Origin of the sequence: Mesorhizobium sp. LNHC232B00 (assembly GCF_000502435.1) — a bacterium.
Lineage (GTDB): Bacteria > Pseudomonadota > Alphaproteobacteria > Rhizobiales > Rhizobiaceae > Mesorhizobium > Mesorhizobium opportunistum.
In genome coordinates, this window is the sequence record NZ_AYWP01000073.1 from 1 (window position 1) to 1,923 (window position 1,923).

Below are 1,923 nucleotides of genomic sequence, written 5' to 3' on the forward strand. Positions count from 1 at the left end.
TCCAGCGCTGATGGTACTTCGTCTCAAGACGCGGGAGAGTAGGTCGCTGCCAGGTCTGCCAAACGCACGTTCTAAATCTTCTCTTTACGAACATGGCCCGCCAATCGGGAAACCACGGGCCGCGCAAGCGGCCCTTTCATTTGGTGAGCCATCTACCTATCTGTAGGCCATCCTAGTCATAGGTCTCGGCTTACGTCCAAAGTTGACGCGGGGTGGAGCAGCCCGGTAGCTCGTCAGGCTCATAACCTGAAGGTCACAGGTTCAAATCCTGTCCCCGCAACCAACAAAAAAAACCCGCTTCACGCGGGCTTTTTGNTCCAAAGTTGACGCGGGGTGGAGCAGCCCGGTAGCTCGTCAGGCTCATAACCTGAAGGTCACAGGTTCAAATCCTGTCCCCGCAACCAAACTTAAAACGGCCCGCATCAATGCGGGCCGTTTGCATGTCTGGCGGCCGCTCGAGCCGAATCCCCATCAACCGCGCCCGCTTCGAGGCAAAGCCAACCCCGGGACAAAAAAGTCAAAGCCTGTCCCAGCAACCAAAATCGCCCGCCAAACTCCAAGTGGGCGGGCCGGCTTGCTGGCGACGCCAGCGATTCGCTCCGAATCGGTGGCCCATAACAAGGCGAGCCAACGCCGAACACAACTCAAGCACTCGACCGCAGGATCAGGCTTCTCTCTCCGTATTAAATATTTCAAGCCCGGCTCGTCCATCGCGCCGGGCTTTTTTGCTTTTGGCGCGTCGGCTGACGAGGATTGCTGATTGGCGCGTGGTCGCGGCCGATGCGACATGAGGTTAGCCGGTTGGGCTTGGAAACCAGCCGGCTTAGGTACTCGCGCCAACGGGCCGCCCATCGGTTTCACGCGCCAACCCTCGATCTCGCTGGCGTCGCCTGGCCGCGTTCTCAATCATGCCGAATCAGCGATGCGATCCTGTGTTTGAGAGAATCACGTCACCGAGGGGAATCATGTCGCCGATGAGGGCCCGAATCGAACATAACTGCCAACAGTTGACATCTATTGCCATATGCATCGTATGCCCCCATATTTTCCCCGGAGGTTGCCATGCCCAATTACGCTTTGAATGACCACTACGAGAGCTTCATCAGGAAGCAGCTCGAATCAGGTCGCTACAACAATGCCAGTGAGGTTGTCCGCGCCGGCCTGCGTATGCTCGAGGACTTCGAGGCGGAGCGGGAGAAGTGGCTGCGCGAGGAAATCCCGGGGCGGCTGGCCGAACTTCAACGGGATCCGGCGAAGGGCGTTCCCGCAGACACGGTCTTCTCCCGGCTGGAGACGCGTCATCGTGCGAGGCAGACGAAAGCCAAGTAGGGAATGGAGTATCAGATCGTCTTCCACCCCGGAGCGGAAGCTGAGCTCGAACAGCTCTATGACGACATAGCCGAACGTGCGTCACCCGCGATCGCCTGGAATTTCATCGTCGGCATCCGCGATCATTGCCTGGGCCTGTCGACTTTTCCACAGCGCGGCACCGAGCGGCTCGAAATCATGCCTGGGCTGCGGATCATCGGCTACCGCCGCGCCGTCAGCATTGCTTTCGCGGTCGAGGGCGAACAGTTGCTGATCCTGGGCATTTTTTACGCCGGCCGCAATATCACGCCCGAATTGCTGGAAAGCCGGCGCTGAAGCGTTGCCCGGACGGGCACGGCGGTCGGCATTCGCCAGGTGGACAGGCGATTTTCAGGTCGACGCCGCGCCCCCGGCACCGGGCGACGGCAAGTTTCGGCGGGAATGAGCGGCCGCGAAACGCCGCCTCTGTTCAACCAAGCCAGCTCACCAATTTCGGCTTGGTGGATATCTCCGCGAGAAATCGAAAAAACATCTGAGATCGGTGTTGACAGTTTGGATTGGTGGCGACTATATACGCCTCACCAACGAGGGCGGTTCGCCGCTGGCGACGAAGAA

General features: G+C 59.3%; 2 protein-coding genes and 2 tRNA genes. All 4 read left to right on the plus strand.

Annotation, left to right across the window (positions count from 1 at the left end; translation table 11 throughout):
• Positions 1–206 precede the first annotated feature (206 nt).
• Positions 207–283 (plus strand) — tRNA-Met (locus X743_RS137755).
• Positions 284–327: 44 nt separating this feature from the next.
• Positions 328–404 (plus strand) — tRNA-Met (locus tag X743_RS137750).
• Positions 405–1,062: 658 nt separating this feature from the next.
• Positions 1,063–1,329, plus strand: coding sequence for a type II toxin-antitoxin system ParD family antitoxin (locus X743_RS137745; RefSeq protein ID WP_023769481.1), 267 nt, complete (start codon positions 1,063–1,065; stop codon positions 1,327–1,329).
• 3 nt (positions 1,330–1,332) lie between these two features.
• A complete protein-coding gene (locus X743_RS137740) occupies positions 1,333–1,644 on the plus strand; it encodes a type II toxin-antitoxin system RelE/ParE family toxin (RefSeq protein ID WP_023769482.1) in 312 nt (103 codons plus the stop codon).
• Positions 1,645–1,923 lie beyond the last annotated feature (279 nt).